Raw genomic sequence first — 14227 nt, 5'->3', positions numbered from 1 at the left:
GCGCTCGGACGACGCGGATGAGGCCGCCGCTGCCGCATCGTGAATCCGTGATCGAAGTCACGAACCTCAAGAAGCGGTACGGCGACACACTGGCCGTCGATTCCCTGACGTTCACCGTCAGGCCGGGAGTGGTCACCGGGTTCCTGGGCCCGAACGGCTCGGGCAAATCCACCACCATGCGGCTCATCCTCGGCCTGGACGAGCCCACCGAGGGCGTCGCCCTGGTCAACGGACGCCGCGTCCGCGAACATCCCGCGCCGCTGCGCGAGATCGGCGCGCTGCTGGAGGCCAAGGCCGCCCACCCGGGCAGGTCCGCCCGCGACCACCTGCTCGCGCTGGCCGCCACCAACGGCATCCCCCGCCGCCGCGTCCACCACCTCCTGGAGCTGGTCGGCCTGCGGGACGTCGCGCACCGCCGGGCGGGCGCCTTCTCGCTGGGCATGGCGCAGCGGCTGGGCATCGCCGCCGCGCTGCTCGGCGACCCGGACACCGTGGTGCTCGACGAGCCGGTCAACGGCCTGGACCCCGAGGGCATCGTCTGGATCCGCGAGCTGCTGAAGGGCCTGGCGGCCGAGGGCCGCACCGTCTTCCTGTCCTCGCACCTGATGAGCGAGCTGGCCGAGACCGCCGAGCACGTCATCGTGATCGGCAAGGGCCGGCTGATCGCCGACGAGCCGGTGGACGGGCTCCTCAGGTCGGTGTCCGACACCCGGCTGCGGGTACTGGTGCGCACCCCCGACCCGGTACGGCTGTGCAACCTGGTGCAGCGCGCGGGCGTGACGATCACCCGGCGGCACGAGGGCGACCTGCTGGAGATCGAGGGCATGGCGGCCCGGCGGATCGGCGACGAGGCCGCGCTCGCCGCGATCCCGCTGCACGAACTGCGCACCGTGGAGGCATCGCTGGAAGAGGCGTTCATGCGGCTCACCGGCAACGCGGTGGAGTACCGCACGCCGCTCGCCACGGAGCGGGCCTCATGACCGCCCCGGCCGTCTCGGTGCCGGGCGTCAGCCTGTCCCGCGTGATCAACAGCGAGTGGATCAAGCTGCGGTCGGTGCGCTCGACCACCCTCGCCCTGCTGCTGTCGGTCGCCGTGCTCGTGGGCATCGGCCTGATCGCGGCGAGCGCGATGGCGCAGCCGCTCGCGACGGGCGAGCTGGAGACCGACGGACCGCCCTTCCAGCCGAGTACGGCGGTCGGCGCGATCCTGGGCGGCGTCGCGTTCGCTCAGTTGCTCATCGCCGCGCTGGGCGTGCTGTACGTCTCGGTGGAGTACTCCACCGGGATGATCCGCGCGACGTTCTCCGCGGTGCCGCGGCGGCTGCCGGTGCTGTGGGCCAAGTGCCTGGTCTTCGCCGGTGTCGTCTTCACACTGATGCTGGCGTCGAGCCTGATCGCGTTCTTCGCCGGGTCGCCGTTCCTGGCCGCGTACGGCGTCGCCCCGTCCCTGGCCGATCCCTCCGTGCTGCGTGCCGTACTGGCCGCGCCGGCGTACCTGACCGGCGTCGGCCTGAGCGCGATCGCGGTGGCCACGCTGCTGCGCAGCACCGCCCTGGCGGTCTCGATCGTCTCGTTCACCGTCTTCCTGCTCGACTCGCTGGCCGGGATGCTGCTGCCCGCCTCCATCGCCGACGTGATCACCCCCTACCTCCCGGCGACCGCGGGCAAGGCGTTCATGAGCGAGACTCAGGCCGCCGGCACGCTCGCGCCGCTGCCCGGTTTCCTGGTGTTCTGCGGGTATCTGGTGGTCCTGCTGGGCGCCGCCGCCTTCGTGCTGAAGCGGCGGGACGCCTGACCCATCTCAAACGGTCCTCAAGTGAATCTTGAGGGTCGTCGCACACTCTCCCTGGTGACAGCCGATGCCGCAGAGGGAGAGTGTGCGCCTCATGGATCGACGAACCGTGATCACCGGGATGGGGGTGCTCGCGCCCGGTGGAACGGGGACGAAGGATTTCCTGGAACTGCTGGCCTCCGGGCGGACGGCCACCCGCAGGATCTCGTTTTTCGACCCTTCGCCCTTCCGGTCCCAGGTGGCCGCCGAGTGCGACTTCGACCCGGCCATCGCCGGGCTGACCCACCGCGAGGCCCGCCGGATGGACCGTGCCACCCAGCTCGCGGTGGTCGCGGCACGCCAGGCGGTCGCCGAGGCCGGCATCGAGCCGGATGAGCTGGACCCGCACCGGGTCGCCGTCAGCGTCGGCACCGCCGTCGGCGCGACGACCAGCCTGGAGCGGGAGTACCTGGTCCTTTCCGACTCCGGCCGGGACTGGCTGGTCGATCCCGGCTACGCCTCGCCGCACCTGTTCGACTACTTCGTGCCGAGTGCCATCGCCTCCGAGGTCGCCTGGGTCATCGACGCCGAAGGGCCGGCGGCGATCGTCTCCTCCGGCTGCACCTCCGGCCTCGACTCCGTGGGGTACGCCCACCAGTTGATCAAGGAGGGCACCGCCGACGTCGTGCTGACCGGCGCCACCGACGCGCCCATCTCGCCCATCGCCGTCGCCTGCTTCGACGCGATCAAGGCGACCACCCCGCGCAACGACGACGCCGAGCACGCCTCCCGCCCCTTCGACCTGACCAGGAACGGCTTCGTGCTGGGCGAGGGCGCGGCGATGCTGGTGCTGGAGGAGTACGAGCACGCCCGCCGCCGGGGCGCGCACATCATCGCCGAGATCAACGGCTACGCCACCCGCTGCAACGCCTACCACATGACCGGGCTCAAGCCCGACGGCCGGGAGATGGCCGAGGCCATCACGGCCGCGCTCGCCGAGGCGGGCATGGACGGCGACGCCGTGGACTACGTCAACGCGCACGGCTCGGGGACCAAGCAGAACGACCGGCACGAGACGGCGGCCTTCAAGCGGGCGCTCGGCGACCACGCCTACCAGACCCCGGTCAGCTCGATCAAGTCGATGATCGGGCACTCGCTCGGCGCGATCGGCTCGATCGAGATCGTCGCCTGCGCCCTGGCCATCGAGAACGGCCTCGTCCCGCCCACCGCCAACCTGCGCGAACGCGACCCCGAGTGCGATCTGGACTACGTCCCGATCCACGCGCGGGACCAGCGGGTGGACACGGTCCTCTCGGTGGGCAGCGGGTTCGGCGGCTTCCAGAGCGCCATGCTGCTCAGCCGGCTCGGGAACGGGGGCTGACATGACACAGACCACGATCGCCGGCGGGGCGGCACGTACGCGGCCCGCCACCGCCGTCATCACCGGCCTCGGTGTGGTGGCCCCCAACGGGATGGGCGCTGAGGAGTACTGGGCGGCGACCCTGCGCGGGGAGAGCGGCATCGCCCCGCTGGGCGACCGGATGGCGAAGTATCCGGCCCGGCTCGCCGGGCAGGTCGCCTCCTTCGTCGCCGAGGAGCACATCCCCTCCAAGCTGATGCCACAGACCGACCGGGTGACCAGGCTGGCGCTGGCCGCCGCCGAATGGGCCCTGGCCGACGCCGGGCTGCGCCCCGCCGAACTCCCCGAGTACAGCATGGGCGTGGTCACCTCCAACGCCTCGGGCGGTTTCGAGTTCACGCACCGGGAGATCCAGAAGCTCTGGACGCAGGGACCGCAGACGGTCAGCGTGTACGAGTCCTTCGCCTGGTTCTACGCGGTCAACACCGGGCAGATCTCCATCCGCCACGGCATGCGCGGCCCGAGCGGCGTGCTGGTCGCCGAGCAGGCGGGCGGCCTCGACGCGGTGGGCCACGCCCGCCGGGCCGTACGACGCGGCACCCCGCACATCGTCACCGGCGGCGTCGAGTCCTCCTTCGACCCGTGGGGCTGGGTCAGCCACATCGCCAGCGGCAGGCTCAGCGGCCGGACCGATCCGGCGCGCGCCTACCTGCCCTTCGACGGGGCCGCCGACGGATACGTCCCCGGCGAGGGCGGCGCCATCCTCATCCTGGAGGACGCCGGGGCCGCCGCCCGGCGCGGCGCGGCCAAGGTCTACGGCGAGGTCGCCGGCTACGCCGCCACCTTCGACCCCCGGCCGGGCTCGGGCCGCCCGCCCGGCCTGGAGTACGCCATCCGCAAGGCCCTCGACGACGCGGGGGCGCGGCCGGAGACGATCGACGTCGTCTTCGCCGACGCCGCCGGCGTCCCGCGGCTGGACCGGGAGGAGGCGGCGGCGATCACCGCCGTCTTCGGCCCCGGCGGCGTGCCGGTGAGCGCGCCCAAGGCGCTGACCGGCCGGCTCTACGCCGGCAGTGGCCCGCTGGACGTGGCCTGCGCGCTGCTGTGCATCAGGGACGGCCTGATCCCGGCCGTCCCCAACATCGGCGACCTGCCCGCCGACTACCGGATCGACCTCGTGCGAGGCGACGCGCCGAGGCCCGCGAAGGTCCGGAACGCCCTGGTGCTGGCACGAGGGAAAGGCGGGTTCAACGCCGCCGTCGTACTTCGGAAGGAAGCGCAATGACCCTGGACGACCTCCGCAGAATCATGGTGGCCTGCGCGGGCGAGGACGAGCACGTCGACCTCGCCGGGGACATCATCGACCGGACCTTCGCCGAGCTGGGATACGACTCGCTGGCCGTGATGGAGACGGCGGCGAGGATCGAGGGCGAGTTCGGGGTGAAGATCCCCGACGAGCAGGTCCCCGAGCTGGCCACCCCCCGTGCGCTGCTGGACTGCGTTTCCCGCGCGACCGTCTCCTGACGACCTCTGACCACCGAAAGGAACAGACCATGATCGTCCACACCCTGATCTACCGTTTCCCGGCCACGGTGACCGAGCAGGACCAGCAGGAGTTCTTCGCCGCCATGAAGGAACTGCTGGACCGGCACGACACCATCAAGGGCTTCGACCACCGGCCGCACCTGTGGCTGCCGGCCGACAAGGGCTCCCGCGGCATCACCGCCTCGGCCATCGCCCAGTTCAGCACGGAGTCCCTGGACGACCTCAAGAGGTTCTCCGAGACGCCCGAGGTCTACGACTTCACCACCCAGTGGAAGGGCAAGCTGCGGTTCGAGGCCGCGTACGCCAACCACGAGCAGATGTCGGTCTGACACCCCCGGCCGACCGACCCCGACTGACCAAGGAGAAGCGCCATGCCGTACGCGGAGCACACCGTCACCGTGGACGCGTCGATCAGTGTGGTCTGGGACCTGCTGGTGGACGTGGAGGGATACGCACGGATCTTCCCGCCCACCCAGGACGTGAAGATCATCGAAGGCGACTCGACGTACCAGATCGCCCGGTTCGTGGTGGACGTCAACGGCGAGACCGCCACCTGGGTCTCCAGGCGGGACATCGACGCCGGGCGGCACGTCATCGCCTACCGCCAGCTTGAGACCGCGCCGATCGTGGGCCGGATGGGCGGCGAGTGGCGGGCGTTCCCGTTCGGGACGGACCGCACCCAGCTCGTGCTGACCCACGACTTCGAGACCCGCGAGGCCGTGGACGGCAAGGTCGCCGGCCGGTTCTCCCCCGAGGAGGCCGACGCGATGCTGCACGCGGCCGTCGAGCGCAACAGCGTGGCCGACCTCAACGCGGTGAAGTCCGAGGCGGAACGACTGGTCGCGGAACCCGCATGAAGAGGTTCTACGACCTCAGCGTGGCCACGCAGAGCACGCCGAGTGAGGCTACGCCGGTGACCGTCGAACTCCTCGACCACCGCACCGGCGCGATCGTCCTCGGGCTGAACCCCGACGACTTCCCGGACGGCATGGCGATCTCCAACGAGACCGTCACGCTGACCACGCACACCGGCACGCACATGGACGCGCCGCTGCACTACGGCCCGCTGACCGCCGGCCGTCCGGCCAAGAGCATCGACCAGGTACCGCTGGACTGGTGCCACGGCCCGGGGGTCCGGCTGGACCTGCGGCACGTCGCGGCCGGCACCGCCATCACCGTGGACCAGCTCCGCGCGGCGCTCACCGAGGCCGGGCACGCACTGGTCCCCGGCGACATCGTGCTGCTGTGGACGGGCGCGGACGCCCTGTGGGGCGGCGCCGAGTACCTGACGGACTACGCCGGGCTGTCCGGTGAGGGCACCGAGTTCCTGGTGGAGAGCGGTGTGCGGGTCATCGGCATCGACGCCTGGGGCCTGGACAAGCCGATGCGCTCGATGATCGAGGACTACAAGCGGACGGGCGATCCGGCCTGCCTGTGGCCCGCGCACGTCTACGGGCGGCGCAAGGAGTACCTGCAGTTGGAGAAGCTCGCGAATCTGGGGGCGCTGCCCGCGGCCACCGGATTCGAGGTGTCGTGCTTTCCGGTGTCCATCGCGGGCGCCGGGGCCGGCTGGACCCGCGTGGTCGCCACCGTGGAGGAGCGTTGATGTACCACCACACGTTCAGCAGTGTTGACAAGATCGGCAAGGGCCTGCTGCGCAGCTTCGACGAGCTGACCCCGAACACCGGGTTCAAGGACGACGACATCGTCCGGTACGTCGGGCTGGGCACCGGGCACGCCAAGGGCACCGCGCTCACCTGGAACGACGAGGGCGACTCGCCCTATGACCGGCTCGGGCCCGCGGTCCGCGACTTCGTGGCCGAGCAGCTCGCCGACGACACGGTACGCGCGAAGGTGCCGGGCGAGGAGTTCCGCCTGACGGTGTTCCAGGTCCGCAACTACGCCGACGACAAGCAGATCGCCCGCCCGTCGCAGGGCTTCCACCAGGGCGGCGGCGACCATGTGCTGGTCACCGTCGTGGCGGAGGAGGACGTCAACGGGGCCGTGCACATGCTGGCCCTGGCCGAGGACGAGTCGGCGCTGGTGTTCGAGCGCCGGCTCGGCGTCGGCGAGACGCTGCTGCTCGACGACCGGACCCTCACCCACCACTGCACGCCGTTCACCCCCAAGGCGGGCGGCCGGGCCCAGCGGGACCTGATCATCGTCTCGCTCGCCCGCACGGACGCGGACGGTTAGGGGATGACCATGACGAACGACCGCCATGACGTCGTGGTGGCCGGCGGCGGCCCCGTCGGGATGATGCTCGCCTGCGAGCTTCGCTCGGCGGGGGTGTCGGTACTGGTCCTCGAACGGCAGCCGGCCCCGGACCCGATGCCCAAGGCGGGCATCATCGGCCCGCTGGCGGCCGAGGCGATCGCCAGGCTCGGCCTGCGCGACGAACTGCTGGCCGCCGAGGCTGCGGCCACCCGCCGCGACGAGGAGATCATCGCCGAACTCATGTCCAAGGGCGGCCCCGGCGGTCCTGGGGCCCCAGGACCCGGAGGCGGCCCTGGCGCATCCGGCCGCCCCGGAGGCCCGGATGGACCGGGCGGCCCTGGAGGCCCTGGTGGGCCCGGTGGGCCCGGTGGGCCCGGAGCATCCGGTCGCCCCGGCGGGCCGGGTGGGCCCGGTGGGCGGCCGGGTGGGATGACGCCGCCGGAGCATTTCGCCGGGTTGCCGCTGGACGCGGCGCGGTCCGCCGATCCCGCGCGCCGCCGGGTCCGGGTGGACCAGCTCACCCTGCACGGCATCCTGGCCCGCCATGCCGAACGCCTCGGCGTGGACGTCCGCCATCGGCACGAGGTCGTCGGCCTCAGCCAGGACGAGGACAGCGTGACCGTCCACGTCTCCACCGCCGACGGGCCGATCGAGGTCCGCTGCGCCTACCTGGCCGGCTGCGACGGCGGCCGGAGTACCGTGCGCAAGCTGGCCGGCTTCGACTTCACGGGCACCGGCCCGACGCTCACCGGCCGCCAGGGCCTGGTGCGCATGGGCGACCCGGACGGCCTGCGGCCCGGCTTCAACCTGACGCCGAACGGCGGTTACCTGTTCGCCGTGTTCGGCGCGAACCGGGTGGCGACCATCGAGTTCGAGGGCCCGCCGGAGAACCGGGACGTGCCGCTGACGGCCGGGGAGCTGCAGGAGAGCGTCCGCCGGGTGAGCGGTACCGAGGCGACCATCAACGAGCTGCTGTCCGGGGTGCGCTTCACCGACCACACCCGCCAGGCCACCACCTACCGGCTGGGCCGGGTGCTGCTGGCCGGCGACTCGGCCCACGTACACCCGCCGTTCGGCGGCCAGGGCCTCAACGTCGGCCTGGTGGACGCCGCGAACCTCGGCTGGAAGCTGGCCGCGCAGGTCCAGGGCTGGGCCCCCGAGGGCCTGCTGGACACCTACACCGCCGAGCGCCACCCCGAGGCGGCCCGGCTGCTGGACAACACACGCGCCCAGACCGCGCTGATGCGGCCCGACCCGCAAAGCCGCGCGCTGCGCGACCTGTTCGCCGGCACGCTCGGCCTCGACGCGGTCAACCGGCATCTGTACGACATGGTGACGGGCCTGTCCACCCGCTATGACGTGGGCGAGGAGGCCGAGCCCGCCGGGTCGCTGCCGGCCGATCCGGAGCTGTCCACCGGCGGGCATCTCGCCGAGCACTTCGGCGGGGGCCGCGGAGTCCTGCTCGACCTGGCCGACCGGGCGGAGGTCCGGGCCGCCGCCGCGGGCTGGCCCGGGCGCGTCACGGTCGTCACCGCCCAGGTCAAGGCCGATGCCATGGACGATCTGGACGCGCTGCTGATCAGGCCGGACGGCTGCGTCGCGTGGGCGCTGCCCGCGGGCGCGAAGCACCGTGACCAGGCGCTGGCGGCGGCCCTGTCCAGGTGGTTCGGGCCGGGGCGCGATGGCTGAGGGCGCCCATGGGCTGCTCCTCGACGCCGCGGCGCAGGACCTGCTGTTCCGCGAGGCCCGCACGGTGGAGGCGTTCACCGGCGAGCCGGTGACCGAGGAGCACCTGCAGGCCGTCTACGACCTGGTCAAGTACGGCCCCACGTCGATGAACCAGCAGCCGCTGCGGATGGTGGTGCTGCGTTCGGCGCAGGCCAGGGCCGCGGTGGTCCGGTGGATGCTCGGCATCAACAAGGCCCGTACCGCGGCGGCCCCGCTGACCGTGCTGCTCGCCGCCGACCTGCACTTCCACGAGCGGCTGCCGGAGCTGTTCCCGGCGAAGCCGGACGCGGCGCGGCTGTTCGAGGACCCGTTCGTGCGCAAGGAGTCCGCCCGGTTCAACGCGGCCCTCCAGATCGCGTACCTCATCCTCGGCATCCGCGCGGCCGGCCTGGCCGCCGCCCCCACCCTCGGCTTCGACGCGGAGGGCATCGACAAGGAGTTCTTCGGCGACGGCGGGCACACCGTGCTGACCGTGCTCAACATCGGCAGGCCCGCCGCGACCGCCGTGCCGCCGCGGCTTCCGCGGCTGGCCTACGGCGACGTCGTCACCGAGCTGTAAGGAGTGTGTCCCCGTGACCAACTACTTCGAGGTCGTCGTGGCGGGCGGCGGGCCCGTCGGGCTGATGCTCGCCTGCGAGCTGCGTTCGGCCGGGGTGTCGGTACTGGTCCTGGAACGGCGGGCCCGGCCGGACCAGGCGATCAAGGCGGGCTCGATGGGCCCGCTGGCCGCCGAGGCCGTGTACGGCCTGGGCCTGGCCGCCGAGCTGGGCGCGGCCGAGGAGGCCGCGACGGCCCGCGACCTGGCCCTCACCGGCAAGGCCGGCGGCCCGCGCGAGCACTTCGGCGGGATCTTCCTGGACCCGTCGCTGGCCTCCGATCCGGACCGCCGCCGCGTCCGCATCGACCAGCCGGAGCTGGAGGCACTGCTGGCCAGGCACGCCGACCGGCTGGGCGTGGAGGTGCGGCGCGAGCACGAGGTGGTCGGCCTGAGCCAGGACGAGCAGGGGGTGAGCGTGCGGGTCGCCACGCCCGGCGGCCCGCTCGAAGTCCGCTGCGCCTACCTGGCCGGCTGCGACGGCCACCGCAGCACCGTGCGGGAGCTGGCCGGTTTCGACTTCGTCGGCTCTCCGGCCGGTCTCACCGGCCGGGACGGCGTGGTACGGCTGGCCGAGTCCGAGCGGGCCAAGCTGACCCCCGGGTTCCACCACACCGAGCGCGGCGTCTTCGTGTTCGCCGGGTTCGGCGCGCAGCGGGTGGCCGCCGTGGAGTTCGACAGCCCGCCGGACGACCCGTACGCGCCGCTCACCCTGCCGGATCTCCAGGCCGCCGTCCGCCGGGTCAGCGGCACCGACGTGGTCATCGACGAACTCGTCTCCGGCTTCGTCTACACCGACGAGGCCCGGCAGGTGACGTCGTACCGCGCCGGGCGGGTGCTGCTCGCCGGGGACGCGGCGCACATCTACGCCCCCTTCGGCGGCCAGGGCCTCAACGTCGGCCTGGTGGACGCGGCGAACCTGGGCTGGAAGCTGGCCGCGCAGGTCCAGGGCTGGGCTCCGGAGGGTCTGCTGGACACCTACACCGCCGAGCGCCACCCGGTGGGCGCGGTGCTGTTGCACAACACGCGCGCGCAGGCGGCGCTGATGCGGCCCGACCCGCAGAGCCGGGCGCTGCGCGCGTTGTTCGCCGGGCTGGTCGGCCTGGAGCCGGTCACCCGGCTCATCGTGGACATGAAGACCGGCCAGTCGGTCCGGTACGACCTGGGCGAGACCCATCCGCTGGTCGGCACGCTCTGCCCGGACCTGCCGCTGGGCGGCGCCGGTGGCCGGCTCCGCGAACGGCTGGGCGGCCGGGGGCTGCTGCTGGACCTGGCCGGCCGGGCCGAGGTCCATGCCGCGGCGGCGGGCTGGTCGGCCCGGGTCGGGACCGTCTCGGCGAAGGCCGGGATCGACGGCGTCGACGCGCTTCTGCTCAGGCCCGACGGCTGTGTGGCGTGGGTGCTGCCCGCGGGAGCCGTGTTCGGCGAGAAGGAGCTGACCAGTGCCCTGGCGGCCTGGTTCGGGGAAGGAAGGACGGGATGACCGCACTCGACGAACGCGCCCCCGCCCGGCTCGGCGAGCCCGACATGCGCGGGCGGGTGGAGGAGCTGGCCGGGCTCAAGGAGCGGGTCGCGGAAGGCCCCGGCGCGAAGAGCACGGCCGCGCAGCACGCCAAGGGCAAGCTCACCGCGCGCGAGCGCATCGATCTGCTCTTCGACAAGGACTCCTTCACCGAGATCGAGCCGTTCCGGCGGCACCGGGCCCGCGGCTTCGGCCTGGAGGACAAGCGGCCCTACTCCGACGGGGTGGTGACCGGCTGGGGCGAGGTGAACCGGCGCAAGGTCTTCGTCTACGCCCACGACTTCCGGATGTTCGGCGGGGCGCTCGGCGAGGCGCACGCCGAGAAGATCCACAAGCTGCTGGACCTGGCCGAGGCGACCGGGGCGCCGGTGGTCGGCCTGTGCGACGGCGCCGGGGCGCGGATCCAGGAGGGCGTCACCGCCCTCGCCGGGTACGGCGGGATCTTCCAGCGCAACGCCCGGATGTCCGGCGTGGTCCCGCAGATCAATGTGATCATGGGGCCGTGCGCGGGCGGCGCGGCCTACTCTCCCGCCCTGACCGACTTCGTGTTCATGGTGCGCGGCACGGCCCAGATGTTCATCACCGGTCCCGACGTGGTGCAGGCCGTGACCGGGGCCCAGGTGACGCACGCCGAACTGGGCGGGGCCGACGTCCACGCGAGCGTGTCGGGGGTGGCGGCCTTCGCCTACGACGACGAGGAGGAGTGCCTGGCCGCGGTACGCGACCTGCTGGGCTACCTGCCCGCCAACAACCGCGAACTACCGCCGGACGAGTCCCCCGCTGACTTCCTGAGCGACCCGGCCGGCCGGCGCAACGACAGGCTGCTGGACCTGGTGCCCGCCGACCCGAGCCGGGCCTACGACATGCGCGAGGTGATCGAGGAGATCGTCGATCACGGCGACTTCATGGAGGTCCACGCCGCCTGGGCCACGAACGTCATCTGCGCGTTCGCCCGGCTCGGCGGGCGGGTCGCGGGCATCGTGGCCAGCCAGCCGGCCTCGCTCGCGGGCGTGCTGGACATCGACGCCTCCACCAAGGCGGCCCGCTTCGTGCAGACCTGTGACGCCTTCAACATCCCGCTGCTCACGCTGGTCGATGTGCCGGGCTTCCTGCCGGGGGTCGAGCAGGAGCACGGCGGGATCATCCGGCACGGGGCCAAGCTGCTGTACGCCTACTGCAACGCCACGGTGCCGCGGATCCAGATGATCCTGCGCAAGGCGTACGGCGGGGCGTACATCGTGATGGACTCCCGCTCGATCGGCGCGGATCTGTCGTACGCCTGGCCGACCAACGAGATCGCGGTGATGGGCGCGGAGGGCGCGGCCAACGTGATCTTCCGCAGGGAGATCGCCGCGGCGGCCGACCCGGAGGCGGTACGGGCCGAGCGGATCGCCGAGTACCGCAGGGAGCTGATGCACCCGTACCACGCCGCCGAACGCGGTCTCGTGGACGACGTGGTGGACCCGGCCGACACCCGGCGCACGCTCATCCGCGCGCTGGAGATGCTGGCCGCCAAGCACCAGCCGCTGCCCTCCCGCAAGCACGGCAACCCGCCGTTCTGATGGACATCCGCCTCTCCGGCGCCGAGTTGACCGAAGAAGAGCTCGCCGCCGTGGTCATCGCGCTGCTCGCGGGGTCGCGGGCGCGGCCCGCGGCCCACCGGGTCCCGCTGCGCCGGCGGCCCCCACGCCTCCCCGTACCGGGCTACCACTCCCCCCGATCATGGAGAACACGTGCATAAGGTGCTTATCGCCAATCGTGGTGAGATCGCCGTACGCGTCGCTCACGCCTGCCGCGACGCCGGGATCGCCGGCGTCGCCGTCTACGCGGAACAGGATCTGGACGCCCTGCACGTCCGGGTGGCCGACGAGGCGTACGCGCTGGGCGGGCGTTCGGCGGCGGAGACGTACCTCAACGTTGAGCGGCTGATCGACGTGGCCCTGCGCGCGGGGGCCGACGCGGTGCATCCCGGCTACGGCTTCCTGGCCGAGAACGCCGACTTCGCGCAGGCCGTCATCGACGCCGGACTGACCTGGATCGGCCCGCCCCCGCGGGCCATCCGGCTGCTCGGCGACAAGGTGCGCGCCAGGGAGATCGCGCGGTCCGTCGGCGCGCCGCTCGCGCCCGGCACGCCCGGCCCGGTGTCCGGCGCGGAGGAGGTCGTGGCCTTCGCCCGCGAGCACGGCCTGCCGGTGGCGATCAAGGCGGCGCACGGCGGCGGCGGTCGCGGCATGAAGGTGGCCAGGACCATCGAGGAGATCCCCAAGTTGCACGAGTCCGCGGTGCGCGAGGCCGAGGCGGCCTTCGGATCCGGCGTGTGCTTCGCCGAGCGGTACCTGGACCGCCCCCGCCACCTGGAGACCCAGTGCCTGGCCGACGCGCACGGCAACGTCGTGGTGGTCTCCACCCGCGACTGCACCCTGCAACGGCGGCACCAGAAGCTGGTCGAGGAGGCCCCCGCGCCGTTCCTGCCGGACGGGGAGACCCGGCGGCTCATCGACGCCTCCAAGGCGATCCTGCGGGCGGGCGGCTACGTCGGCGCGGGCACCTGCGAGTTCCTGATGGGGGCCGACGGGACGATCACCTTCCTGGAGGTGAACACCCGCCTCCAGGTCGAGCACCCGGTGAGCGAGGAGGTCTCCGGCATCGACCTGGTGCGCGAACAGCTCAGGATCGCCGCGGGCGACCGGCTCGACCAGGGCGACCCGCCCGTGCGCGGGCACTCCATCGAGTTCCGGATCAACGCCGAGGACCCGGGGCGCGGCTTCCTGCCCGCGCCGGGCACCCTCACCCGGCTGCGGCTGCCCACCGGGCCCGGCGTACGCGTCGATCTCGGCTACGCCGAGGGGATGACCGTCCCCCAGACGTTCGACTCGCTGATCGCCAAGGTGATCGTCACCGGCCGGGACCGGGCCGAGGCCCTGGCCCGCGCCCGGCGGGCGCTCGGCCACTGCGAATTCGCCGGGATGCCCACCGTGCTGCCCTTCCACCAGGCCGTCGTGAACGACCCGGCGTTCGCGCCCGCCGGCCCGGCCGAGCCGTTCACCGTCCACACCCGGTGGATCGAGACCGAATTCGCCGGCCTGATCCCCCCGTACGACGCCGAGCCCGAGCAGGAGGCCCCGGCCGGGCGCGAACTGCTCACCGTCGAGGTGGGCGGGCGGCGGGTCGCCGTCTCACTGCCCGCCGGATTCGCGGCGCCGGCCGCCACCGCCGCCCGCCCGGCCGAGGCCCGGCGGCGCAAGGCCGGACGCAAGCCGGTGGCCGGGGGCGACACGCTGGTGAGCCCCATGCAGGGCACGATCGTGCGGGTGTTCGTCGCCGACGGGGACGCCGTCCAGGAAGGGGACAGCCTGCTGATCCTGGAGGCCATGAAGATGGAACAACCGCTCGCCGCGCACAAGGCCGGCGTGGTCAGGGGGCTGGCGGCCGAGGTGGGGCAGACGGTCGCGGGGGGCGCGGTGCTGTGCGAGATCGTGGCCGCCTGAG

General features: G+C 72.8%; 14 protein-coding genes. All 14 read left to right on the top strand.

Annotation, left to right across the window (positions count from 1 at the left end):
• Nucleotides 1-47 precede the first annotated feature (47 nt).
• The 14 genes from ACH34R_RS25105 to ACH34R_RS25040 all read left to right on the top strand — a co-directional run bounded on the left by ACH34R_RS25105 (nucleotide 48) and on the right by ACH34R_RS25040 (nucleotide 14226).
• A complete protein-coding gene (locus ACH34R_RS25105) occupies nucleotides 48-980 on the top strand; it encodes an ABC transporter ATP-binding protein (protein WP_397563959.1) in 933 nt (310 codons plus the stop codon).
• The gene (locus tag ACH34R_RS25100) at nucleotides 977-1795 is read left to right on the top strand and encodes a hypothetical protein (protein WP_397563958.1); all 819 of its coding nucleotides are present in this window, start codon (nucleotides 977-979) and stop codon (nucleotides 1793-1795) included. The genes ACH34R_RS25105 and ACH34R_RS25100 overlap by 4 nt, the downstream gene beginning before the upstream one ends.
• 91 nt (nucleotides 1796-1886) lie before the next feature.
• Nucleotides 1887-3152 carry a beta-ketoacyl-[acyl-carrier-protein] synthase family protein gene (locus tag ACH34R_RS25095; RefSeq protein ID WP_397563957.1) on the top strand — a complete coding sequence of 422 codons (1266 nt, stop codon included), beginning with the start codon at nucleotides 1887-1889 and terminating at the stop codon, nucleotides 3150-3152.
• 1 nt (nucleotide 3153) lies between these two features.
• Nucleotides 3154-4416, top strand: coding sequence for a ketosynthase chain-length factor (locus tag ACH34R_RS25090; protein ID WP_397563956.1), 1263 nt, complete (start codon nucleotides 3154-3156; stop codon nucleotides 4414-4416).
• The gene (locus ACH34R_RS25085; RefSeq protein ID WP_111165985.1) at nucleotides 4413-4655 is read left to right on the top strand and encodes an acyl carrier protein; all 243 of its coding nucleotides are present in this window, start codon (nucleotides 4413-4415) and stop codon (nucleotides 4653-4655) included. The genes ACH34R_RS25090 and ACH34R_RS25085 overlap by 4 nt, the downstream gene beginning before the upstream one ends.
• A gap of 29 nt (nucleotides 4656-4684) precedes the next feature.
• The gene (locus ACH34R_RS25080) at nucleotides 4685-5005 is read left to right on the top strand and encodes a hypothetical protein (protein WP_397563955.1); all 321 of its coding nucleotides are present in this window, start codon (nucleotides 4685-4687) and stop codon (nucleotides 5003-5005) included.
• A 42-nt stretch (nucleotides 5006-5047) separates the two neighbouring features.
• Nucleotides 5048-5533 (top strand): aromatase/cyclase, encoded by a 486-nt coding sequence (locus ACH34R_RS25075; protein WP_397563954.1) that lies wholly within the window; start codon nucleotides 5048-5050, stop codon nucleotides 5531-5533.
• A complete protein-coding gene (locus ACH34R_RS25070; RefSeq protein WP_397563953.1) occupies nucleotides 5530-6282 on the top strand; it encodes a cyclase family protein in 753 nt (250 codons plus the stop codon). The genes ACH34R_RS25075 and ACH34R_RS25070 overlap by 4 nt, the downstream gene beginning before the upstream one ends.
• Nucleotides 6282-6872, top strand: coding sequence for a 2OG-Fe dioxygenase family protein (locus tag ACH34R_RS25065; protein WP_397563952.1), 591 nt, complete (start codon nucleotides 6282-6284; stop codon nucleotides 6870-6872). Before ACH34R_RS25070 ends, ACH34R_RS25065 begins: the two co-directional genes overlap by 1 nt.
• A gap of 9 nt (nucleotides 6873-6881) precedes the next feature.
• A complete protein-coding gene (locus ACH34R_RS25060) occupies nucleotides 6882-8582 on the top strand; it encodes an FAD-dependent monooxygenase (protein WP_397563951.1) in 1701 nt (566 codons plus the stop codon).
• Nucleotides 8575-9180 (top strand): malonic semialdehyde reductase, encoded by a 606-nt coding sequence (locus ACH34R_RS25055; RefSeq protein WP_397563950.1) that lies wholly within the window; start codon nucleotides 8575-8577, stop codon nucleotides 9178-9180. The genes ACH34R_RS25060 and ACH34R_RS25055 overlap by 8 nt, the downstream gene beginning before the upstream one ends.
• Nucleotides 9181-9193: 13 nt before the next feature.
• Nucleotides 9194-10699: an FAD-dependent monooxygenase gene (locus ACH34R_RS25050; RefSeq protein WP_397563949.1), complete on the top strand. Its 1506-nt coding sequence runs from the start codon at nucleotides 9194-9196 to the stop codon at nucleotides 10697-10699.
• Nucleotides 10696-12300 (top strand): acyl-CoA carboxylase subunit beta, encoded by a 1605-nt coding sequence (locus ACH34R_RS25045; RefSeq protein ID WP_397563948.1) that lies wholly within the window; start codon nucleotides 10696-10698, stop codon nucleotides 12298-12300. Before ACH34R_RS25050 ends, ACH34R_RS25045 begins: the two co-directional genes overlap by 4 nt.
• 171 nt (nucleotides 12301-12471) lie before the next feature.
• Complete coding sequence (locus ACH34R_RS25040; RefSeq protein WP_397563947.1) at nucleotides 12472-14226, top strand: acetyl/propionyl/methylcrotonyl-CoA carboxylase subunit alpha; 1755 nt, start codon at nucleotides 12472-12474, stop codon at nucleotides 14224-14226.
• Nucleotide 14227 lies beyond the last annotated feature (1 nt).

The organism is Spongiactinospora sp. 9N601, assembly GCF_044326295.1.
Taxonomy (GTDB): Bacteria; Actinomycetota; Actinomycetes; order Streptosporangiales; family Streptosporangiaceae; genus Spongiactinospora; species Spongiactinospora gelatinilytica.
Note: the sequence above shows the minus strand (reverse complement) of the source record. Positions and strands in the feature narration are given on the sequence as shown.

What these genes read in the sequence shown, in the direction of transcription:
- ACH34R_RS25070 (WP_397563953.1), top strand. Translation starts at nt 5,530, where the DNA reads ATGAAGAGGTTCTACGACCTCAGCGTGGCCACGCAGAGCACGCCGAGT.
- ACH34R_RS25100 (WP_397563958.1), top strand. Translation starts at nt 977, where the DNA reads ATGACCGCCCCGGCCGTCTCGGTGCCGGGCGTCAGCCTGTCCCGCGTG.
- ACH34R_RS25095 (WP_397563957.1), top strand. Translation starts at nt 1,887, where the DNA reads ATGGATCGACGAACCGTGATCACCGGGATGGGGGTGCTCGCGCCCGGT.
- ACH34R_RS25065 (WP_397563952.1), top strand. Translation starts at nt 6,282, where the DNA reads ATGTACCACCACACGTTCAGCAGTGTTGACAAGATCGGCAAGGGCCTG.
- ACH34R_RS25060 (WP_397563951.1), top strand. Translation starts at nt 6,882, where the DNA reads ATGACGAACGACCGCCATGACGTCGTGGTGGCCGGCGGCGGCCCCGTC.
- ACH34R_RS25055 (WP_397563950.1), top strand. Translation starts at nt 8,575, where the DNA reads ATGGCTGAGGGCGCCCATGGGCTGCTCCTCGACGCCGCGGCGCAGGAC.
- ACH34R_RS25075 (WP_397563954.1), top strand. Translation starts at nt 5,048, where the DNA reads ATGCCGTACGCGGAGCACACCGTCACCGTGGACGCGTCGATCAGTGTG.
- ACH34R_RS25080 (WP_397563955.1), top strand. Translation starts at nt 4,685, where the DNA reads ATGATCGTCCACACCCTGATCTACCGTTTCCCGGCCACGGTGACCGAG.
- ACH34R_RS25085 (WP_111165985.1), top strand. Translation starts at nt 4,413, where the DNA reads ATGACCCTGGACGACCTCCGCAGAATCATGGTGGCCTGCGCGGGCGAG.
- ACH34R_RS25090 (WP_397563956.1), top strand. Translation starts at nt 3,154, where the DNA reads ATGACACAGACCACGATCGCCGGCGGGGCGGCACGTACGCGGCCCGCC.
- ACH34R_RS25045 (WP_397563948.1), top strand. Translation starts at nt 10,696, where the DNA reads ATGACCGCACTCGACGAACGCGCCCCCGCCCGGCTCGGCGAGCCCGAC.